Genomic DNA, 18,268 nt, shown 5'->3' with positions numbered 1-18,268 from the left:
CGCTGGCTACGCCGCTTATGGCCAGAGGAACTTGTGGTGCTAAAAAAATTAGAATCCTTGCTTAAAAGCGCGGGAATTTCGTTACCCGATCAACAAAAACAGCAGCTTATTGGCTACGTTGAGCTACTGCACAAGTGGAACAAGGCTTATAACCTGACTTCAGTCCGCGACCCTGAACAAATGCTGGTTCGCCATATCCTGGATAGCATTGTCGTTAACCCTCATTTGCAAGGTCAGCGGTTTATCGACGTCGGAACCGGGCCGGGTTTACCTGGCATTCCTCTGGCTATCGTGCGCCCTGACTCACATTTCACCCTGCTAGACAGTCTCGGAAAGCGTGTGCGCTTTTTGCGTCAGGTACAGCATGAGTTGGGGTTGACTAATATCGAGCCTGTACAGCGCCGTGTGGAAGACTTTAGCGGAGAACCAGGTTTTGATGGCGTGATAAGCCGAGCGTTTGCCTCTTTGGACGATATGCTGTCTTGGTGCCATCATCTGCCAGCCAAGCCTGAAGGGCGTTTTTACGCGCTAAAAGGCGTGCGCCCTGATGATGAATTATCGACTTTGCCACAAGGTATTGAACTGGAGTCTGTGATTCGACTACAGGTTCCTGAGTTAGATGGTGAACGGCATTTGGTTATCCTTAAACCAAACTAAGTTTGTTATTTATCAAAAAAAAGCAATAAAGTTTTTCGGAATTAGGTATTTCGCCTGGAATAATTGTTTGAGGTAATTAATACGGTGAATGTGTAAATATTCACCTGATTATTACAAGAATGTATCCGGGAATTGACATGTTCAGGCTGGACGCAAGGGTATAATCACGAATGAAACTACTTTGATTCATTATTCTGCGTTTTTATGTGTTCAACTTGTTGCAATATTATTATCGAAAATGTCAATGGAAGGTTTTTGTTCGGTAGATAAGATGTTTCCAGTGTGTTTAAATTCAATTCTTTGATTTATATATATTTTTAATGGCTCTTTTGGTTAAAGACAAAGAAAAGCGTTCTCGATATAAAGAGATAATATTAAGTTATGTGAGCAAGAGCACGCTTTATTGAGAGCCAGTGGAATAGTCAGACAAATTAATGCGAGATTTATTCCGAGGGATTTCTTGTGAAAAGAGTCCGAAAGAAGAAAATTTAAATAATTGTTCACCTTTTCGCTACTTATCGATTGAATTCGTTGGTGTGCACCGTATAATTTGCTCGTTTTTTGCTGCTTGACTCTCTGGGGCAAAGGCAGTTTTATACGTCACTCAGTATACCCATCGAGGGGTAGGGAGAGAACAAACGTCATGCCTGTATCCCTTTACAACGGGAAAATTGCGCGAAAGTTGCTGCTTTTGCAGTTAATGACTTTTGTTGTTCTCAGCGCTGCTTTCGGTTTGAAAGGCTTGGAATGGAGTGCTTCTGCATTCGCAGGGGGTTTGGCGGCTTGGTTGCCAAATGCCATGTTCATGCTGTTTGCTTGCCGCCATCAGGCAAAAACAGCGGCTCCGGGTCGTGTTGCTTGGACGTTTGCCATTGGCGAAGGGTTAAAGGTTATCATTACGATAATTTTACTGATTGTGGCTTTGGGGCTGTTTAAAGCGGCGTTTGTCCCACTCGGTTTAACCTATTTATCGGTGCTGATTGTGCAGATATTGGCACCGGCCGTAATTAGCGGTTACCGTACTTAAAACAGTTATCGTATTTAACTAAAAAAGGGTAAGAGGCATCATGTCTGCATCAGGAGAAATCTCTACTCCAAGGGACTACATAGGCCACCATCTGAATAACCTTCAGTTGGACCTGCGTACCTTCGAGTTGGTCAATCCCCACTCTACTGGCCCTGCATCGTTCTGGACGTTGAACATTGACTCATTGTTCTTCTCTGTCGTGCTGGGGTTAGCTTTTCTGCTTTTGTTCCGCAAAGTTGCTGCCGGTGCCACCAGTGGCGTCCCGGGTAAACTGCAGACCGCCGTTGAATTAATTATCGGTTTTGTCGATAGCAGCGTGAAGGACATGTATCACGGCAAGAGCAAAGTGATCGCTCCTCTGGCGTTGACCGTGTTTGTCTGGGTCTTCCTGATGAACATGATGGACTTGCTACCTATCGATTTACTGCCATTCATCGGTGAACACGTCTTTGGATTACCGGCTCTGCGTGTGGTACCTACTGCCGATGTAAGCATTACCTTGTCTATGGCTTTGGGTGTTTTCATCCTTATCCTGTTCTACAGCATCAAAATGAAAGGTGTAGGCGGCTTCGTAAAAGAATTAACGATGCAGCCGTTCAATCACCCGGTATTCATTCCAGTCAACTTGATCCTGGAAGGTGTCAGCCTGCTGTCCAAACCGGTTTCACTCGGTCTGCGACTGTTCGGCAACATGTATGCGGGTGAGTTGATCTTCATCCTGATTGCTGGCCTGCTGCCGTGGTGGTCTCAGTGGTTGTTAAGTGTGCCTTGGGCCATTTTCCATATACTGATTATTACGTTGCAAGCCTTTATCTTCATGGTTCTGACGATTGTCTATCTCTCGATGGCATCCGAAGAGCACTGATTTTCTTATAACACTACTGCGTTTTAACTGAAATAACTGGAGACTGTCATGGAAAACCTGAATATGGATCTGCTGTACATGGCTGCCGCTGTGATGATGGGTTTAGCGGCAATCGGTGCTGCGATCGGTATCGGCATCCTGGGTGGTAAATTTTTGGAAGGCGCTGCACGTCAGCCTGACCTGATTCCTCTGCTGCGTACACAGTTCTTTATCGTCATGGGCTTGGTTGACGCCATCCCAATGATCGCTGTTGGTCTGGGTCTGTACGTGATGTTTGCTGTCGCGTAAGTAGAGATTTTCTCTACTGTGAAACTACACCAAACTATTAACTTTGAAAGAGGCATTGTGCTGTGAATCTTAACGCAACAATCCTCGGCCAGGCCATCGCGTTTGTCCTGTTTGTCATATTTTGTATGAAGTACGTATGGCCGCCAATTATGGCTGCCATCGAGAAGCGTCAAAAAGAAATTGCTGACGGTCTCTCTTCTGCAGAGCGTGCCAAAAAAGATTTGGACTTAGCGCAAGCCAATGCGACCGACCAACTGAAGAAAGCGAAAGCAGAAGCTCAGGTGATCATCGAGCAGGCGTCTAAACGCAAAGCTCAGATCCTTGATGAAGCTAAAACTGAAGCTGAACAGGAACGTAACAAAATCGTGGCGCAAGCGCAGGCAGAGATCGACGCCGAACGTAAGCGCGCTCGTGAAGAGTTGCGTAAGCAAGTCGCGATGTTGGCAATAGCTGGCGCCGAGAAGATCATCGAACGTTCCGTGGATGAAGCTGCTAACAGCGACATCGTTGATAAACTGGTCGCTGAACTGTAAGGAGGGAGGGGCTGATGTCTGAATTTGTAACTGTAGCTCGCCCCTACGCCAAAGCAGCTTTTGACTTTGCTGTTGAGCACCAGGCGGTTGAACGTTGGCAGGAAATGCTGGCGTTTACCGCTCAGGTAACGCGCAATGAACAGATTGCCGAATTGCTTTCAGGTGCAGTTGCACCTGAATCAATGTCGAAAACGTTTATTGCCGTTTGTGGTGATCAACTCGATGTGCCCGCACAGAACTTTATCCGAGTTATGGCGGAGAATGGCCGTTTATTGGTTCTTCCTGAGGTGCTGCAGCAGTTTATTCAACTGCGTGCCTCATTAGAGTCTACCGTCGACGTTGAAGTGTCCTCTGCGAGTGCACTGAGTGACGAACAGCTGGCTAAGATTGCCGCTGCGATGGAAAAACGTCTGTCACGCAAAGTTAAGCTGAATTGCAAAATTGATAAGTCTGTAATGGCCGGCGTCGTAATACGCGCAGGCGATATGGTGATAGATGGCAGCGTTCGCGGTCGTCTTGAACGCCTGGCAGACGTCTTGCAGTCTTAAGGGGACTGGAGCATATGCAACTGAATTCCACCGAAATCAGCGAACTGATCAAGCAGCGCATTGCTCAGTTCAATGTGGTGAGCGAAGCTCACAATGAAGGTACTATTGTTTCCGTCAGCGACGGGATCATCCGCGTACACGGTTTGGCCGAAGTTATGCAAGGCGAGATGATCGCATTGCCAGGCAACCGTTACGCTATCGCACTGAACCTGGAGCGCGACTCCGTTGGTGCAGTAGTTATGGGTCCGTACGCCGATCTTGCTGAAGGCATGAAGGTTAAATGTACAGGCCGTATCCTGGAAGTTCCTGTCGGTCGTGGCCTGTTGGGTCGCGTCGTCAATACTCTGGGTGAACCTATTGATGGTAAAGGTCCGGTAGAAAACGACGGCTTCTCAGCCGTTGAAGCTATTGCACCAGGCGTTATCGAACGTCAATCCGTTGATGAACCTGTTCAGACGGGTTACAAATCCGTTGATGCCATGATTCCAATTGGTCGTGGTCAGCGTGAATTGATCATCGGTGACCGTCAAACCGGTAAAACTGCTCTGGCGATTGATGCGATCATTAACCAGCGCGATTCCGGTATCAAATGTGTGTATGTTGCTATCGGCCAGAAAGCCTCTACTGTTGCAAACGTAGTGCGCAAACTGGAAGAACACGGCGCTTTGGCTAACACCATTGTGGTTGTTGCTACCGCGTCTGAATCTGCAGCATTGCAATACCTGGCACCTTACTCCGGTTGTGCCATGGGTGAATATTTCCGCGATCGCGGTGAAGATGCGCTGATTATTTATGATGACCTGTCCAAACAGGCCGTTGCATATCGTCAAATCTCCTTGCTGCTTCGTCGTCCACCAGGCCGTGAAGCTTATCCTGGCGACGTATTCTACCTCCACTCCCGTTTGCTGGAACGTGCTGCGCGTGTAAACGCCGACTACGTTGAAGCATTCACCAAGGGTGAAGTGAAAGGTAAAACCGGTTCTTTGACCGCTCTGCCGATCATCGAAACGCAAGCAGGTGACGTTTCCGCGTTCGTTCCGACCAACGTAATTTCGATTACAGATGGTCAGATCTTCTTGGAATCCAGCCTGTTTAACGCCGGTATTCGTCCTGCGGTAAACCCAGGTATCTCCGTATCTCGTGTGGGTGGTGCAGCGCAGACCAAGATCATGAAAAAACTGTCCGGTGGTATTCGTACCGCTCTGGCACAGTATCGTGAACTTGCCGCGTTCTCCCAGTTCGCATCCGATCTGGATGATGCAACACGTAAACAGCTGAGCCACGGTCAGAAAGTGACCGAGCTTCTGAAACAGAAACAGTATGCGCCGATGTCTGTCGCACAGCAGTCTCTGGTTCTGTTCGCTGCTGAACGTGGTTATCTGGGTGATATCGAGCTGGCGAAGGTGGGTAGCTTTGAAGCTGCGCTGTTAGCTTTTGCTGACCGTGAGCACGCTGAGCTTCTGCAACAAATCAACCAAACTGGCGCGTATAACGATGAGATCGAGGCCAAGCTGAAAGGCATCCTCGACACATTCAAGGCAACCCAGTCCTGGTAACGCTATTCGGTCCTGCTTTTCGTTAGGAAAGCAGGCCGTCTGGCAATGAGGAGAAGCAGAAATGGCCGGCGCAAAAGAGATACGTTCCAAGATCGCCAGCGTGCAAAACACGCAAAAGATCACCAAAGCCATGGAGATGGTCGCCGCCTCCAAAATGCGTAAATCGCAGGAACGCATGGCGGCCAGCCGTCCTTATGCAGAAACGATGCGCAGTGTGATTGGTCACCTCGCGTTAGGTAATCTGGAATATAAACACCCCTACCTGGACGAGCGTGAAGTTAAACGCGTCGGGTATCTGGTGGTTTCTACAGACCGTGGTCTATGTGGTGGTTTGAACATTAACCTGTTCAAAAAACTGTTGGCTGAGATGAAAGCTTGGTCCGAAAAAGGCGTTGAGTGCGATCTCGCCCTGATTGGTTCCAAAGCGGCATCTTTCTTCGGTTCCGTGGGCGGCAATATTGTTGCTCAGGTTACTGGCATGGGGGATAACCCTTCGCTGTCAGAACTGATCGGGCCGGTGAAAGTGATGCTACAAGCCTACGATGAAGGCCGCCTAGACAAACTGTATGTAGTAAATAACAAGTTTATCAACACAATGTCTCAGGAACCACGGATCATGCAGCTGTTACCTCTTCCACCAGCGGAAGACGGCGAGCTGAAGAAGAAATCCTGGGATTACCTGTATGAACCCGATCCTAAAGCGTTGCTGGATACTCTCCTGCGTCGCTATGTAGAATCACAGGTTTATCAGGGCGTCGTTGAAAACCTGGCTAGCGAACAGGCCGCGCGAATGGTAGCGATGAAAGCCGCCACCGATAACGGCGGTAGCCTGATCAAAGAGCTGCAGTTGGTTTACAACAAGGCTCGTCAGGCCAGCATCACTCAGGAACTCACCGAGATCGTCGGGGGAGCCTCCGCGGTTTAACCAGGCTATTACCCCAAATAGTTCATATTGCGGGAAGGCGGCAACTGAGCGAGCCTCCGGGTGTTTACTTGAAGTAAGCAACTGGAGTGAAAGAAGACAGCCAACGCGTCTGCAATGTGAAGTATGACGGGTAAATGTATTACGTAGAGGATTCAAGATGGCTACTGGAAAGATTATCCAGGTAATCGGCGCCGTAGTGGACGTCGAATTCCCCCAAGACGCTGTACCAAAAGTGTACAACGCCCTTGAGGTCGAAGGCACGGCTTCCAAGCTAGTGCTAGAAGTTCAGCAACAGCTGGGTGGCGGTGTTGTTCGTTGTATCGCAATGGGCTCTTCCGATGGTCTGAGCCGTGGGTTGAAAGTAATCAACCTGGAACACCCAATTGAAGTGCCAGTCGGTAAAGCTACTCTGGGCCGTATCATGAACGTATTGGGTGACCCAATCGACATGAAAGGTGCCATCGGTGAAGAAGAGCGTTGGGCAATCCACCGCGAAGCGCCTTCTTACGAAGAGCTTGCCAGCTCACAGGATCTGTTGGAAACCGGTATCAAGGTAATGGATCTGATTTGTCCGTTCGCTAAGGGCGGTAAAGTTGGTCTGTTCGGTGGTGCGGGTGTAGGTAAAACAGTAAACATGATGGAGCTGATCCGTAACATCGCGATCGAGCACTCAGGTTATTCTGTATTTGCCGGCGTGGGTGAGCGTACTCGTGAGGGTAACGATTTCTACCATGAAATGACTGACTCCAACGTTCTGGACAAAGTATCACTGGTTTATGGCCAGATGAATGAGCCACCGGGTAACCGTCTGCGCGTAGCATTGACCGGCCTGACCATGGCGGAGAAATTCCGTGATGAAGGTCGTGACGTACTGCTGTTCATCGATAACATTTACCGTTATACCTTGGCCGGTACAGAAGTATCTGCACTGCTGGGTCGTATGCCATCTGCGGTAGGCTACCAGCCAACGCTGGCAGAAGAGATGGGCGTGTTGCAGGAACGTATCACTTCCACCAAGACGGGTTCAATCACCTCCGTACAGGCCGTTTACGTACCTGCGGATGACTTGACTGACCCATCACCAGCAACCACCTTTGCTCACTTGGATGCAACCGTGGTATTGAGCCGTCAAATCGCCTCTCTGGGTATCTACCCGGCGGTTGACCCGCTTGATTCTACCAGCCGTCAGCTTGATCCATTGGTTGTTGGTCAGGAACACTACGATGTAGCGCGTGGCGTGCAGTCTATTCTGCAACGTTACCAGGAACTGAAAGATATCATCGCGATTCTGGGTATGGACGAGTTGTCAGAAGATGACAAACTGGTTGTATCCCGTGCGCGTAAAATCCAGCGCTTCCTGTCTCAACCGTTCTTCGTGGCAGAAGTCTTCACCGGTTCTCCGGGTAAATTCGTGTCGCTGAAAGATACCATCCGTGGTTTCAAAGGCATCATGAATGGCGACTATGACCACCTGCCGGAGCAGGCGTTCTACATGGTTGGCACCATTGAAGAAGCAGTGGAAAAAGCCAAGAAACTGTAACGCTGTTGACTGGAGGGTGACATGGCTGCAATGACTTACCATCTGGACGTTGTGAGCGCCGAGAAGAAAATGTTCTCAGGCGTAGTGCAAAAGATTCAGGTGACGGGTAGTGAGGGTGAGTTGGGTATTTTCCCTGGTCACGCCCCGCTGCTCACTGCCATTAAGCCTGGCATGATACGTATTGTTAAACAGTTCGGTGAGGAAGAGTTTATCTATCTTTCTGGCGGCATCCTTGAGGTGCAACCGAGCGTTGTGATCGTATTGGCTGACACTGCTATTCGCGGAACCGATCTGGACGAGGCTAAGGCGCTGGAATCTAAGCGTAAAGCCGAAGCCCATATCAACAATTCCCACGGTGATGTCGACTATGCTCAGGCATCCGCTGAACTGGCGAAGGCGATTGCGAAATTACGCGTAATCGAACTGACCCGTAAAGCGATGTAACTTTATCGAGTCAGGTTGCCTAAAGCAGCCTGATTTATAGAGTAATAAGGTGCCAGTTAGCGCAAGCTGACTGGCATTTTTCTTTTCTGTGAATCCCACTATTCTCTCTCTTCTTCGTTCTCGCCTCTCGGTTTTTCCAATCCAATCGGTCATTTCATTGTGTTTTTAAGATTGTTAAACCTTACTTAATAAGGTGCGATCCGTATAACTATGATTGGACATATAAAGTCGGTAATGGTGTTTCTATGCTAAAGCATCGTTAACCTTTGAGTGGGATATCTTATTTCGGCGAGAGTTGATCATGAGGAAGGCGTTTTCTTTCTGAATTATCTTGTTTCTTGCCGTAAAATAAGTGTTTTATTGCGCGATAAAGTTAGGCTTTCTCAGCCAATAATAGTGGTAAAACGTCGTCGATCGCAGACAGTATTTCTCGCTTTTTTTTGGATTTTCGCTAAGTGAAACAATCCTTTAACGGTGAGGCTTTGCGGCGTTTTTCGCTGAGAAATATGTAGTAATTTTATCGGTAAACGGGTTTACTTCCGTCAATTCAATTGGAGTTATCAGGTTGCTTATGTCTAACAGCACAATGAGCGTCGTTATTCTTGCCGCGGGCAAGGGAACGCGCATGTATTCCGACCTTCCCAAGGTATTACATCCATTGGCCGGCAAGCCTATGGTTCAGCATGTTATTGATGCTGCGATGAAGCTGGGTTCCAGCAATGTTCATCTGGTTTACGGCCATGGTGGCGATTTACTGAAAAAGACGCTGAGCGATCCGGCATTAAACTGGGTGTTACAGGCTGAGCAACTGGGTACGGGTCATGCGATGCAGCAGGCTGCGCCTCATTTCTCTGATGATGAAGATATTTTGATGCTGTATGGCGATGTACCACTGATCTCTGTGGATACCTTGCAGCGTTTGGTTGCTGCTAAACCAGAAGGCGGTATCGGGCTACTGACGGTTAAGTTAGACGATCCAACCGGTTATGGCCGCATCGTGCGTGAAAACGGCGAAGTGGTCGGCATTGTTGAGCATAAAGATGCTAGTGAAGCCCAGCGTGAAATTAACGAGGTTAACACGGGTATTCTGGTGGCTAACGGACGCGATCTGAAACGCTGGTTGTCTATGCTGGATAACAATAATGCGCAGGGTGAGTTTTATATCACCGATATTATCGCTCTGGCACATGCTGACGGTAAAAGGATTGAAGCCGTGCATCCTTCCCGCCTGAGTGAAGTTGAAGGCGTTAATAACCGTCTGCAATTGGCTGCGTTGGAACGTGAGTTCCAGTCTGAACAAGCGGAAAAACTGCTGCTGGCGGGCGTAATGCTGTTAGATCCAGCTCGTTTTGATCTGCGCGGAGAGTTAACTCACGGTCGTGATATCACCATCGACACCAACGTTATCATCGAAGGCAAAGTGACGTTAGGCAATCGGGTTCGTATTGGCAGCGGCTGTGTGTTGAAAAATTGTGTGATTGGCGATGATTGCGAAATCAGCCCTTACAGCGTGCTGGAAGATGCTCGTTTGGATAGCGCCTGTACCGTTGGGCCGTTTGCTCGCCTGCGTCCTGGCGCTGAGCTGGCTGAGGGGGCTCATGTGGGCAACTTCGTCGAACTGAAGAAAGCTCGTTTGGGTAAAGGATCAAAAGCTGGCCACTTGTCTTATTTAGGCGATGCTGAAATCGGCGCAGATGTGAATATCGGCGCAGGAACCATCACCTGTAACTATGATGGTAAGAACAAGTTTAAAACCATTATTGGTGATGATGTGTTCGTTGGTTCTGATACCCAACTTGTAGCGCCTGTTACCGTCGAAAAAGGTGCCACTATTGGCGCTGGCACGACTGTCACCCGTAACGTAGCTGAAAATGAGCTGGTATTGAGCCGCGTTAAGCAAGTCAATATTCAAGGTTGGAAGCGTCCGGTCAAAAAAAGCTGATTAATATCCTTTCATGGTGTCATGCCATGAAAGGAATGTTTTGCCCGATTTTTTTAGCTATTAGCGGCTGAGAAGATCGAGCAAAACATAATAATCCCCAAACTCTACAGGCTCGGGGAACCCGGAAAATCCGGAAAAATCAGGTCACTGGCATCGAATGGGTTCTTTTTAAAGAACCTTCAATAGGAATTAAACTGATGTGTGGAATTGTTGGCGCAGTAGCGCAACGTGATATTGCTGAGATTCTGATCGAAGGCTTGCGCCGTCTGGAATACCGTGGCTATGACTCTGCCGGTCTGGCGGTAGTTGATGCCAAAGGTAACATGACCCGTTTGCGTCGCGTGGGGAAAGTTCAGGCTTTGTCCGATGCGGCAGAAAGCACGGAACTGCACGGTGGCACAGGTATTGCTCACACGCGTTGGGCGACTCACGGCGAACCTTCAGAATCGAATGCTCACCCGCATGTTTCTGAATATATATCCGTCGTTCATAACGGCATTATTGAAAACCACGAACCCTTACGTGAATTGCTGATTAGCCGCGGTTATAAGTTCAATTCTGAGACCGATACCGAAGTTATTGCTCATCTGGTGCACTGGGAGCAGCAACAGGGCGGTTCTTTGCTGGAAGTGGTGAAACGCGTTATTCCTCAGCTGCGCGGCGCCTACGGTACCGTAGTGATGGATAGCCGTGACCCAAGTACTCTGGTAGCCGCGCGGTCCGGTAGCCCGCTGGTGATCGGCTGTGGCGTAGGTGAAAACTTTATCGCCTCTGATCAACTGGCCTTGCTGCCAGTCACTCGCCGCTTTATCTTCCTAGAAGAAGGTGATGTGGTTGAAGTGACTCGCCGCAGTGTGAAAATCTTCGATAAAAGCGGTAACGCCGTTGAACGTGCGGAAATTGAATCTCAGGTTCAATATGATGCAGGCGACAAGGGTATTTATCGCCATTACATGCAGAAAGAAATCTACGAACAGCCGATGGCGATTAAAAATACGCTGGAAGGCCGTTTGAACCACGGTTTGATCGATCTGTCTGAACTGGGTCCGAACGCAGATAAATTGCTCTCTGACGTTCAGCATATCCAAATCATCGCCTGTGGCACTTCTTACAACTCAGGCATGGTTTCTCGCTATTGGTTCGAAGCCTTGGCTGGCGTGCCTTGCGACGTGGAAATTGCCTCTGAATTCCGTTACCGCAAATCTGCGGTTCGTCCAAACAGTCTGTTGATTACGCTTTCTCAGTCTGGCGAAACGGCGGATACGCTGGCAGCCTTACGTTTGTCTAAAGAACTGGGCTATCTGGGTTCTCTGGCTATTTGTAACGTAGCAGGCTCTTCGTTGGTACGTGAATCTGATTTGGCACTAATGACCAAAGCAGGGACTGAAATCGGCGTAGCATCGACCAAAGCTTTTACCACTCAGTTGACCGTTTTGCTGATGCTGGTGGCTAAAATTGGCCGCTTGAAGGGCAAACCGGAAAGCTTGGAGCACTATGTGGTTCATGCGTTACAGGCTCTGCCTGCGCGTATTGAGCAGATGCTATCCTTGGATAAAACCATCGAAGCGCTGGCGGAAGGTTTCTCTGATAAGCATCATGCTCTGTTCTTGGGGCGTGGCGATCAATACCCGATCGCAATGGAAGGCGCGTTGAAGCTGAAAGAAATTTCTTATATTCATGCGGAAGCTTACGCAGCGGGTGAATTGAAACACGGCCCTCTGGCGCTGATTGATGCTGATATGCCGGTTATTGTGGTAGCGCCAAATAACGATCTGTTGGAAAAACTGAAATCTAACATCGAAGAAGTACGTGCTCGCGGCGGTTTGCTGTACGTCTTTGCCGATCAGGACGCGGGTTTCTCCGACAGTGAAGGGATGAAAATTATCCAACTGCCACATGTAGAAGACATTATCGCTCCAATCTTCTATACCGTGCCGCTACAACTGCTGTCTTACCACGTAGCTTTGATCAAGGGCACTGATGTGGATCAGCCACGTAACCTAGCAAAATCGGTTACCGTTGAGTAATTTCGGGCTATAAATCAGATGCATATGCTGTTCAGCGAGCTCTCAGTCTGCTGAACAGCATTTTTTTACCCAACCTATTATTGACTAATGAAAATTCATTGCGTATTGCTTCGTTGATAATCAAAAAATTTTTAGCGTCTAAGATCCGGCTGTAAATATCGATATATCTTACTGATATGTATTAATTTATATTTTTTATTTTACCTTAACTATATGTATTTTATTGTTTTTAATAATCTGTATAAAATGTTCTTTGTTGCTTGATGCAAAAAAATTATTAGATGTTGGGGATAGTCTTCCTGATGATGAGCTGATGAAAACAATATCATTAGTAATTTCAGTTGATTCATCTATGTGTTTTTCTATATTGTCTTTTCTATTGATTGGTAACGGTTTACTATATTTTTGATTATCACAATTAATGTCATGATATATTGATTCGTACAAGTGTTCTTGTGAACCATTAACGTCATCATTCATTGATTCGTAGAGATGTTCTTGTGAAGCATATAACTCATTATTCATTTGCATGTAGGATGATTCTCCCGCGTTATATATGCTATTATTTATTGTGTTGCTATTCTCTACTTCTGCTGTATTTATTTTATTTAATAATGCATGTATTCCTTTGCTTTTTTCATTAACTAGTTTTGATTTCTGTTGTGTTAATATTTCATTTAAATTATATAAATCATGGATTGCATTTGTTTTACACTCTTGACTACCTCTAAGAGGTGTATTTTTTATTTTTCTCATTAGGTTATATAATTTTGTGGCACTTTTGGATGTTACCTTTTTCTGATCCTTTGCAGTGTCGAGAATAGTTCTAATTTCATTTTTTACTCTTTCCATAGATATAGTCATGATTTTATCCTTTAATATTATGAATATTAGGAGATAACCATTTTATGAGAGTATCTAGTCACACTCTGTAATAAATAGCGTTTTATCGTTTAGTTAACTATTGTTTGTCATAGTCGATTTCTAAATCACGCTTTGTAGTTTCGTTCACTTCTGGCTGGTGGGCAAAATGTCTGAATGAAACCTATGGTTGTCGGTGGTTTTGCCGCTGCTTTTCTGTGTTGTCATAAAAGTGTCATGTTTCATACATTTTTCTGTCACCAAACTGTCCTATTTTCCCTCCTGCACCATACTTAATCTGATGAAAACAATTTTGAGTTTGATACCAATATCCCATTAGGAGGGATTATGAGACTGATGCGTACCACCGTAGCCAGCATTGTGGCAGCGACTTTATCTATGACAACTGTGTCCGCGTTCGCTGCTGCAAGCCTGACGGGTGCAGGTGCGACATTCCCCGCGCCGGTGTATGCCAAGTGGGCAGATTCTTATCAGAAAGAAACAGGTAACAAAGTTAACTATCAGGGGATTGGTTCTTCGGGTGGCGTGAAGCAAATCATCGCCAATACCGTTGATTTCGGTGCCTCTGATGCGCCGCTGTCTGATGACAAGCTAGCGGCGGACGGTTTGTTCCAGTTCCCTACCGTTATTGGTGGTGTGGTGCTGGCCGTCAACCTGCCGGGTGTGAAATCCGGTGAATTGACGTTAGACGGCAAAACGCTGGGTGATATTTATCTGGGCAATGTGAAAAAGTGGAATGACCCAGCTATTGTTAAATTGAACCCAGACGTAAAACTGCCGGATCAAAATATTGCGGTGGTTCGTCGCGCCGATGGTTCAGGCACTTCATTCGTTTTCACCAGTTATCTGGCTAAAGTAAATGCGGAATGGAAAGAAAAAATCGGTGCTGGCTCTACGGTTAACTGGCCAACCGGTTTGGGCGGTAAAGGTAACGACGGTATTGCTGCTTTCGTTCAGCGTTTACCGGGTTCTATTGGTTATGTGGAATACGCTTACGCCAAACAGAATAATCTGGCCTATACCAAACTCATTGGTGCTGATGGTAAAGCCGTTAGCCCAACGGAAGAAAACTTCAGTGCAGCGGCGAAAGGCGTTGATTGGAGCAAAACATTCGCTCAGGACCTGACTAACCAGAATGCTGAAGGCGCGTGGCCAATTACTTCTACTACCTTCATTTTGTTACACAAAAACCAGAAGAATGCTGAGAAAGGCACTGAAGTCCTGAAATTCTTCGACTGGGCTTACACCCACGGCGCAAAACAGGCTAGCGAACTGGATTATGCAACCTTGCCAGCCGAAGTGGTTGAGCAGGTACGTGCGGCCTGGAAAACGCAGATAAAAGACAGTTCAGGCAAAGCATTGTTCTAAGCTCGATAGAAACGAATAAAGCAGTAAAAAACTGTAATTGGTTCCATTAATTGTCCCTCCCCGTGTGGGGAGGGAAATAACACCCGGATGAGAAGAGAGTCTATGGCTGGTTATAAGCCGACTATCAAAGCACCGAGCAAGCACGGTGACATCATATTTGGCGCGCTGGTAAAACTGGCTGCGTTAATAACCCTATTCCTGCTGGGCGGGATCATTATTTCCCTGATTGTTGCCTCCTGGCCGAGTATCGAAAAATTCGGTTTTGCTTTCCTGTGGACCAAAGAGTGGGACGCACCGGCCGAGCAATTCGGGGCGCTGGTACCTATTTACGGTACGGTGGTTACTTCGTTAATTGCGTTAATTATTGCCGTTCCCGTTAGTTTTGGTATTGCGTTATTCCTGACTGAGTTGGCGCCAAACTGGCTGAAACGCCCGTTGGGCGTAGCTATTGAGCTGCTGGCGGCTATCCCAAGTATCGTTTACGGCATGTGGGGGCTGTTTGTCTTTGCGCCGCTGTTTGCCAAGTATTTTCAGGAACCTGTCGGTAATGTCCTTTCAGGTATTCCAATCGTTGGCGTGCTGTTCTCAGGCCCGGCGTTCGGCATCGGCATTCTGGCGGCCGGTGTAATATTGGCCATTATGATTATTCCTTACATTGCGTCCGTTATGCGTGATGTATTTGAACAAACGCCGGTGATGATGAAAGAGTCTGCCTACGGCATTGGCTGCACCACCTGGGAAGTGATTTGGCGTATTGTGCTGCCTTTCACCAAGAATGGGGTGATCGGCGGCGTTATGTTGGGGCTGGGGCGCGCGCTGGGGGAAACTATGGCGGTGACCTTTATCATTGGTAATACCTACCAACTCGACAGCTTCTCTCTGTTTATGCCGGGCAATAGTATTACCTCTGCGCTGGCCAATGAGTTTGCCGAAGCCGAATCTGGCCTGCATACCGCAGCCTTGATGGAGCTAGGGTTAATTCTGTTCGTCATCACCTTTATTGTTCTGGCATTGTCGAAGCTGATGATTCTGCGTCTGGCTAAGAAAGAGGGGCGCTAATATGACCACTATGGATATGCAAACTAACGCAGCCTTACTGGAAACTCGTCGTAAGAAACAGGCGTGGCGCCGTCAAAAGAACCGGCTGGCACTGATTTTATCTCTGGCGACCATGGCTTTTGGCCTGTTCTGGCTGGTGTGGATTCTGTTTTCCACAATTACCAAAGGCGTAGACGGTATGTCTTTGGCGCTGTTTACCGAAATGACGCCGCCGCCGAATACCGCTGGTGGCGGGCTGGCTAACGCCATTGCCGGTAGTGGACTCCTGATTCTGTGGGCCACAGTTATCGGTACTCCTCTTGGCATTATGGCCGGTATCTATCTGGCTGAATATGGACGCAAATCGTGGTTGGCGGAGATCATTCGGTTTATCAATGACATTCTGCTATCAGCTCCGTCGATTGTGGTTGGTCTGTTCGTTTACACCATTGTAGTGGCGAGAATGGAGCACTTTTCCGGCTGGGCGGGGGTTATTGCGCTGGCGCTGTTACAGGTGCCGATTGTGATAAGAACCACGGAAAACATGCTGAAGCTCGTACCGGATAGCCTGCGTGAAGCGGCCTACGCCTTGGGAACACCTAAATGGCGTATGATTTCTGCGATTACATTGAAGGCGTCAATCTCCGGCATCCTTACCGGCGTACTGTTGGCTATAGCCCGTATCGCCGGGGAAACGGCACCGCTGCTGTTCACTTCGCTCTCCAATCAGTTCTGGAGTACCGATATGAGCCAGCCGATAGCCAATTTACCGGTCACCATATTTAAGTTTGCCATGAGTCCTTTTGCCGAATGGCAACAGTTGGCCTGGGCCGGTGTGCTGCTGATTACCCTGTGCGTTCTGCTATTGAATATTCTGGCGCGGGTTATTTTCGCGAAGAAAAAATACTGATACGTCACCCAAATTCAAAAGCGTAGCTTAGGCTGCGTTAGCTAAAAGAGAGAAGTCTTGATGAGTATGGCTACTGAGACCACCAACAGCAAAATTCAGGTTCGCGATTTGAACTTCTATTACGGCAAATTCCATGCGTTGAAGAATATTTCGTTGGATATTGCTAAAAATCAGGTCACGGCTTTTATCGGCCCATCAGGCTGCGGTAAGTCAACCTTGCTGCGCACCTTTAACAAGATGTATCAGCTGTATCCGGATCAGCGTGCCGAAGGTGACATTCTGCTGGATGGCGAAAATATCCTGACAGATAAGCAAGATATCGCCCTGCTGCGCGCCAAGGTCGGCATGGTATTCCAGAAACCGACGCCGTTCCCAATGTCGATTTACGATAACATCGCTTTTGGAGTGAAACTGTTTGAGAATCTGTCACGCACCGATATGGATGAGCGGGTGCAGTGGGCGCTGACCAAAGCGGCGCTGTGGAATGAAACCAAAGATAAACTGCATCAGAGCGGTTACAGTCTGTCCGGTGGTCAGCAGCAGCGTCTGTGCATCGCGCGCGGTATCGCTATTCGCCCCGATGTATTACTGCTGGATGAGCCTTGTTCAGCGCTAGACCCGATCTCTACCGGGCGTATTGAGGAACTGATCAGCGAGCTGAAGTCTGACTATACCGTGGTGATTGTAACCCATAATATGCAGCAGGCGGCGCGTTGCTCAGACCATACGGCATTTATGTACCTGGGTGAACTTATTGAGTTCAGTGATACCGACACCCTGTTTACTGCGCCACAGATGAAGCAGACGGAAGATTACATCACCGGCCGCTATGGTTGATTGCCTGACTCATTAGGCTATTACACTGACCCTGCGAGTTAGTCTGGTCGAGGATTGACTTTCGGCCAGAGCGCCCGCAACGGGATCGCGTTCATTACGCCTATTGGGATAGGCTTATACGTACGGGAAGTATTATGGATAACCTGAATCTGAATAAACATATCTCTGGTCAGTTCAACGCTGAGTTGGAGCATATCCGTACCCAGGTGTTAACCATGGGCGGCATGGTTGAGCAGCAACTGACCGATGCTATCACCGCGATGCATAACCAGGATGGTGAACTGGCAAAGCGAGTGATTGAAGGCGATAAAAAGGTCAATATGATGGAAGTGGCGATCGATGAAGCCTGCGTGCGCATCATCGCTAAACGTCAGCCTACCGCCAGCGATTTACGTTTGGTTATGGCGATTATCAAAACTATTTCCGAACTGGAACGTATTGGCGACGTAGCGGACAAAATTTGCCGCACGGCGTTGGAGAAATTCTCCCACCAGCATCAGCCGCTGTTGGTTAGCCTAGAATCTCTGGGTCGCCACACGGTGCAAATGCTACATGACGTGCTGGATGCCTTCGCGCGTATGGATCTAGACGAAGCCATCCGAATTTATCGTGAAGATCGAAAAGTAGATCAGGAATACGAAGGCATTGTGCGTCAGCTAATGACCTATATGATGGAAGATTCCCGCACTATTCCCAGCGTGTTAACCGCTCTATTCTGCGCTCGTTCTATTGAGCGTATTGGCGATCGTTGCCAGAATATCTGTGAGTTTATTTTTTATTTCGTCAAAGGTCATGATTTCCGTCATTTGGGTGGAGACGATCTGGAAAAACTGCTTTCCGAAGGTAAAAAGTAACGTTATCGGCCCGGTTCTCCGGGCTTT

General features: G+C 47.9%; 18 protein-coding genes. 17 read left to right on the top strand and 1 reads right to left on the bottom strand.

The genetic code is table 11. From position 1 onward, the window contains the following. Positions 1-36: 36 nt before the first annotated feature. From rsmG to glmS, 12 genes are all read left to right on the top strand, one after another. Positions 37-657, top strand: a complete 621-nt coding sequence (rsmG, locus tag AD970_RS06185) for a 16S rRNA (guanine(527)-N(7))-methyltransferase RsmG (protein WP_049597438.1) — start codon at positions 37-39, stop codon at positions 655-657. Positions 658-1,300: 643 nt separating this feature from the next. Continuing rightward, positions 1,301-1,684 (top strand): F0F1 ATP synthase subunit I, encoded by a 384-nt coding sequence (gene atpI, locus AD970_RS06180; RefSeq protein WP_049597437.1) that lies wholly within the window; start codon positions 1,301-1,303, stop codon positions 1,682-1,684. A 40-nt stretch (positions 1,685-1,724) separates the two neighbouring features. Then, on the top strand, positions 1,725-2,549 hold the full coding sequence (atpB, locus tag AD970_RS06175; RefSeq protein ID WP_049597436.1) for a F0F1 ATP synthase subunit A: 825 nt from the start codon (positions 1,725-1,727) through the stop codon (positions 2,547-2,549). Positions 2,550-2,597: 48 nt separating this feature from the next. Beyond that, positions 2,598-2,837, top strand: a complete 240-nt coding sequence (atpE, locus tag AD970_RS06170; RefSeq protein WP_000429386.1) for a F0F1 ATP synthase subunit C — start codon at positions 2,598-2,600, stop codon at positions 2,835-2,837. Between the two features lie 62 nt (positions 2,838-2,899). Beyond that, the gene (gene atpF / locus AD970_RS06165) at positions 2,900-3,370 is read left to right on the top strand and encodes a F0F1 ATP synthase subunit B (protein WP_049597435.1); all 471 of its coding nucleotides are present in this window, start codon (positions 2,900-2,902) and stop codon (positions 3,368-3,370) included. A gap of 14 nt (positions 3,371-3,384) precedes the next feature. Further along, complete coding sequence (atpH, locus tag AD970_RS06160) at positions 3,385-3,918, top strand: F0F1 ATP synthase subunit delta (RefSeq protein ID WP_049597434.1); 534 nt, start codon at positions 3,385-3,387, stop codon at positions 3,916-3,918. A 14-nt stretch (positions 3,919-3,932) separates the two neighbouring features. Beyond that, entirely contained in the window at positions 3,933-5,474 is a 1,542-nt protein-coding gene (atpA, locus tag AD970_RS06155; protein WP_004393033.1) for a F0F1 ATP synthase subunit alpha, read from the top strand. Between the two features lie 61 nt (positions 5,475-5,535). Next, positions 5,536-6,399, top strand: a complete 864-nt coding sequence (gene atpG, locus AD970_RS06150) for a F0F1 ATP synthase subunit gamma (RefSeq protein WP_049597433.1) — start codon at positions 5,536-5,538, stop codon at positions 6,397-6,399. Between the two features lie 157 nt (positions 6,400-6,556). Beyond that, entirely contained in the window at positions 6,557-7,939 is a 1,383-nt protein-coding gene (gene atpD / locus AD970_RS06145) for a F0F1 ATP synthase subunit beta (RefSeq protein WP_049597432.1), read from the top strand. Between the two features lie 21 nt (positions 7,940-7,960). Next, positions 7,961-8,383, top strand: coding sequence for a F0F1 ATP synthase subunit epsilon (locus tag AD970_RS06140; RefSeq protein ID WP_038242203.1), 423 nt, complete (start codon positions 7,961-7,963; stop codon positions 8,381-8,383). Positions 8,384-8,954: 571 nt separating this feature from the next. Beyond that, complete coding sequence (gene glmU, locus AD970_RS06135; RefSeq protein WP_049597431.1) at positions 8,955-10,325, top strand: bifunctional UDP-N-acetylglucosamine diphosphorylase/glucosamine-1-phosphate N-acetyltransferase GlmU; 1,371 nt, start codon at positions 8,955-8,957, stop codon at positions 10,323-10,325. A 197-nt stretch (positions 10,326-10,522) separates the two neighbouring features. Further along, positions 10,523-12,352, top strand: a complete 1,830-nt coding sequence (gene glmS / locus AD970_RS06130; RefSeq protein ID WP_049597430.1) for a glutamine--fructose-6-phosphate transaminase (isomerizing) — start codon at positions 10,523-10,525, stop codon at positions 12,350-12,352. A 195-nt stretch (positions 12,353-12,547) separates the two neighbouring features. Here the strand turns inward: glmS and AD970_RS06125 are convergent, their stop codons facing one another. Further along, a complete protein-coding gene (locus AD970_RS06125; RefSeq protein ID WP_049597429.1) occupies positions 12,548-13,216 on the bottom strand; it encodes a hypothetical protein in 669 nt (222 codons plus the stop codon). 345 nt (positions 13,217-13,561) lie between these two features. On the opposite strand from AD970_RS06125, the gene pstS reads away from it, so the two are divergent. From pstS to phoU, 5 genes are all read left to right on the top strand, one after another. Next, positions 13,562-14,602 carry a phosphate ABC transporter substrate-binding protein PstS gene (gene pstS, locus AD970_RS06120; RefSeq protein ID WP_049597428.1) on the top strand — a complete coding sequence of 347 codons (1,041 nt, stop codon included), beginning with the start codon at positions 13,562-13,564 and terminating at the stop codon, positions 14,600-14,602. Between the two features lie 102 nt (positions 14,603-14,704). Further along, positions 14,705-15,661, top strand: a complete 957-nt coding sequence (gene pstC, locus AD970_RS06115) for a phosphate ABC transporter permease PstC (protein WP_049597427.1) — start codon at positions 14,705-14,707, stop codon at positions 15,659-15,661. A gap of 1 nt (position 15,662) precedes the next feature. Next, positions 15,663-16,550 (top strand): phosphate ABC transporter permease PstA, encoded by an 888-nt coding sequence (pstA, locus tag AD970_RS06110; RefSeq protein WP_049597426.1) that lies wholly within the window; start codon positions 15,663-15,665, stop codon positions 16,548-16,550. Positions 16,551-16,610: 60 nt separating this feature from the next. Continuing rightward, a complete protein-coding gene (gene pstB, locus AD970_RS06105) occupies positions 16,611-17,387 on the top strand; it encodes a phosphate ABC transporter ATP-binding protein PstB (protein WP_049597425.1) in 777 nt (258 codons plus the stop codon). 134 nt (positions 17,388-17,521) lie between these two features. Continuing rightward, positions 17,522-18,241: a phosphate signaling complex protein PhoU gene (gene phoU / locus AD970_RS06100; RefSeq protein WP_049597424.1), complete on the top strand. Its 720-nt coding sequence runs from the start codon at positions 17,522-17,524 to the stop codon at positions 18,239-18,241. The last annotated feature ends 27 nt before the right edge of the window (positions 18,242-18,268 follow it).

It is taken from the genome of Yersinia nurmii (assembly GCF_001112925.1).
Lineage (GTDB): Bacteria > Pseudomonadota > Gammaproteobacteria > Enterobacterales > Enterobacteriaceae > Yersinia > Yersinia nurmii.
Note: the sequence above shows the minus strand (reverse complement) of the source record. Positions and strands in the feature narration are given on the sequence as shown.

What these genes read in the sequence shown, in the direction of transcription:
- atpI (WP_049597437.1), top strand. Translation starts at nt 1,301, where the DNA reads ATGCCTGTATCCCTTTACAACGGGAAAATTGCGCGAAAGTTGCTGCTT.
- atpB (WP_049597436.1), top strand. Translation starts at nt 1,725, where the DNA reads ATGTCTGCATCAGGAGAAATCTCTACTCCAAGGGACTACATAGGCCAC.
- atpE (WP_000429386.1), top strand. Translation starts at nt 2,598, where the DNA reads ATGGAAAACCTGAATATGGATCTGCTGTACATGGCTGCCGCTGTGATG.
- atpH (WP_049597434.1), top strand. Translation starts at nt 3,385, where the DNA reads ATGTCTGAATTTGTAACTGTAGCTCGCCCCTACGCCAAAGCAGCTTTT.
- atpA (WP_004393033.1), top strand. Translation starts at nt 3,933, where the DNA reads ATGCAACTGAATTCCACCGAAATCAGCGAACTGATCAAGCAGCGCATT.
- atpG (WP_049597433.1), top strand. Translation starts at nt 5,536, where the DNA reads ATGGCCGGCGCAAAAGAGATACGTTCCAAGATCGCCAGCGTGCAAAAC.
- atpD (WP_049597432.1), top strand. Translation starts at nt 6,557, where the DNA reads ATGGCTACTGGAAAGATTATCCAGGTAATCGGCGCCGTAGTGGACGTC.
- AD970_RS06140 (WP_038242203.1), top strand. Translation starts at nt 7,961, where the DNA reads ATGGCTGCAATGACTTACCATCTGGACGTTGTGAGCGCCGAGAAGAAA.
- glmU (WP_049597431.1), top strand. Translation starts at nt 8,955, where the DNA reads ATGTCTAACAGCACAATGAGCGTCGTTATTCTTGCCGCGGGCAAGGGA.
- glmS (WP_049597430.1), top strand. Translation starts at nt 10,523, where the DNA reads ATGTGTGGAATTGTTGGCGCAGTAGCGCAACGTGATATTGCTGAGATT.
- AD970_RS06125 (WP_049597429.1), bottom strand. Translation starts at nt 13,216, where the DNA reads ATGACTATATCTATGGAAAGAGTAAAAAATGAAATTAGAACTATTCTC.
- pstS (WP_049597428.1), top strand. Translation starts at nt 13,562, where the DNA reads ATGAGACTGATGCGTACCACCGTAGCCAGCATTGTGGCAGCGACTTTA.
- pstC (WP_049597427.1), top strand. Translation starts at nt 14,705, where the DNA reads ATGGCTGGTTATAAGCCGACTATCAAAGCACCGAGCAAGCACGGTGAC.
- pstA (WP_049597426.1), top strand. Translation starts at nt 15,663, where the DNA reads ATGACCACTATGGATATGCAAACTAACGCAGCCTTACTGGAAACTCGT.
- pstB (WP_049597425.1), top strand. Translation starts at nt 16,611, where the DNA reads ATGAGTATGGCTACTGAGACCACCAACAGCAAAATTCAGGTTCGCGAT.
- phoU (WP_049597424.1), top strand. Translation starts at nt 17,522, where the DNA reads ATGGATAACCTGAATCTGAATAAACATATCTCTGGTCAGTTCAACGCT.